General features: G+C 66.1%; 2 protein-coding genes. One reads left to right on the top strand and one right to left on the bottom strand.

The window, feature by feature from the left end:
• Positions 1–1,852: response regulator (locus tag AC1DU6_RS27000; RefSeq protein WP_477860879.1), on the bottom strand; the 1,852-nt coding region annotated here is incomplete at its 3' end.
• A 326-nt stretch (positions 1,853–2,178) separates the two neighbouring features.
• Here AC1DU6_RS27000 and AC1DU6_RS27005 point away from each other — a divergent pair.
• The coding region (locus AC1DU6_RS27005; RefSeq protein WP_477860881.1) for a DUF6929 family protein at positions 2,179–2,549 on the top strand (371 nt) is incomplete at its 3' end.

The raw sequence follows: 2,549 nt of genomic DNA on the forward strand, positions 1-2,549 counted from the left end.
GACCCGGCTCGCTCTCGACGCGCAACTGACCGTTCATCGCCTCCACGAACTGACGCGTGATCATCAGCCCAAGGCCTGCGCCGGGCGTCGAGCCCAGCTGTCTGCCGAGGCGGTTGAAGGGTTCGAACAGGTGCTGGCGCTGCAACGCGTCCATGCCGAAGCCGTTGTCGCTCACGGCAATCGCGACTGCTTGCGAGTCGCCGGTCACCGCTATCCTTGCCCAACCGCCGGGCCGGTTGTACTTGATGGCATTCGTCAGCAGGTTCAACAGACACTGGTGCAGCCGTCCGACGTCGGCGGCGCAGCGGGCGGGTGCCGACGGGAGCGGGCATGTCAGCGTCACGCCGGCCCGCTGCGCCAGCGCCGAGACCGCCTCTGCGGCGTCTTGCGCGCACCGGGCGGCGTTCACTGGGCGCAACTCGACCGTCAGCTTGCCGGTCTCCAAGCGGCCGAGGTCCATCACGTCGCGCATCAGGACTTCCAAGTGCTTGCCGCTGGCCAGGATCTGCGTCAGGCGCTGGGCCTGGACCGCAGACATCGGGTGCTTCTCATCGGCCGCCATCAGCTGGGCGAAACCGAGCATGCCATTCAAGGGGTTGCCCATCTCGTGGGCGATGTAGGACAGCATCAGCGTCTTGGTGCGGCTGGCCGTTTCGGCTTCGATGCGCGAGCGTGATTCGGCCTCGAGCCGATCACGGTCGCTGATGTCGCGCAGCATCACGGTGGTCAGGCGGTCCGGACCTTCGCCAACCCGCGACACCGACATCTCGGTCGGGAAGCATTCACCGCTCGCACGCGTGACCGTGGTGCGGACCGGGGCGTTCTGAGCTTGGTTGTCAATCAACGCAGCCTCGCCCAACAGCGCTTGCATCGGCGACCCGATGGCCTGCTGGTGCTCGACGGCGAACATGCGGCAAGCCGCAGCGTTGATCAACACCACCTTGTCGTCGGCATTGCAGGTGACGATGGCGTCCGATGCGGCGCCGACGATGTCTGCGACGCGCGCATCACCCACGCGCTGCAGGTGTTCGCGCACCGACTCCAGCTCGGCATCGGTGCGTCGCTTCAGGTCGAGCAGGTTGCGCACGCGTGCCTGCAGAACAGCCCGGGTGTAGGGCTTGGCGATGAAATCTGCCGCACCGAGATCGAGCGCACGCATCTCGCTGCGCGGATCGGAGAACCGGGTGATGAAAGCGATCGGCACGTGCCTGAAGGCGGCTTCCGCCTTGAGCGTCCTGCACACGTCGAATCCGTCGATACCCGGCATGTGCGCGTCGAGCAGGATCAGGTCCGGCAGCAGGCGACGCGCGAGGTCCAAGGCTTCCTCGCCGTTCTTGGCAAAGTAAAAATCGCCCATTGCGGCCAGCGTCTTGCGCAGCACGTAGATCGATGCAACGTCATCGTCAACGACCAGCAGTCGCGGAGTCTGCGTGCCTGGCGGYGGCGGCGCGGCACCCGATGCGAGGCTGTCGCGTTGCAGATCCTCGATCAGCAGTTTGGTGCGCAGGTGCGCACGCACGCGGGCTGTCAACTGGACCGCGATCAGCGGCTTGGTGACGAAATCGGACCCGCCCTTGCGGAAGGCCGTGACTTGCAGCAGGGTCGTGGGGTCGTGGCTGGTCGCGAAGATGACAGGGACATCAGCCAAGACCGGGTCGGCCTTCAGCGCCTCACACACGTCGAGCCCGGTCATGCCAGGCATGTCGACATCCAGCACGATGAGATCCGGGGTCAGCTCACGTGCCAGCCGCAGTGCGGCTTGGCCCGATGTGGCGAAGCGCTGATCGGGGTACTCCGACAACATCCGCGCCATGACCTGGATCGCGGACGGGTCGTCGTCGACCAAAAGCAATCGAACCTCACGCGGTGCCATCAGAGCCTTTCAGGTTCGTGTGCGGTTCGCCGCTCAGTATGGGGTTTAGCGATCGATCCGATCACCTGAACTGCCGACCATTCATCGGCTGGTGCTAGAGATTTCGTGACGAAATGTGCACATCGAGCCCTTCATCTGGAGCACAGGACTGGTGTCGGGACGCGTGTGGAGGTAGGCGGTGGACGTCATCGAGCTGATGCACACCCTTCCAAACGCGCCCCAGCTGGCGTCCCCACCTCAGCCTGGCGTCGATGCTGCTCTCCGGGCACGACTAGCATCGCCGGCACGCTTGCCGGAGTTTTGCCATGCTGGAGGTCCGAGTCATCCGAACMCTGTCCGTCGAGACRGACGCYGCTCYRGGCCACCTCAGCGCMGCCAGCGGKTTGGTTCAGGTGGGSCAGCGGCTGTTTGTCGTTGCCGATGACGAGYACACGCTGGCCGTSTTTGRCYTSKCGGGCGASSGCSCCGGCCGGCTGCAYMGGCTCTTCRRCGGCGAACTGCCTGACAAGCCCAAGGCCCGCAAGGCCGCCAAGCCCGACCTGGAGGCGCTGGCCCGCTTGCCGCCCTGGGCGGGCTGCCCGCAAGGTGCGCTGCTGGCCTTGGGTTCCGGGTCCCGGCCCCAACGCCAACGCGCGGCGCTGCTGGCGTGCAACGCGGCGGGTGAGCTCCATGGCGC

The organism is Roseateles sp. P5_B10, from assembly GCF_056400485.1.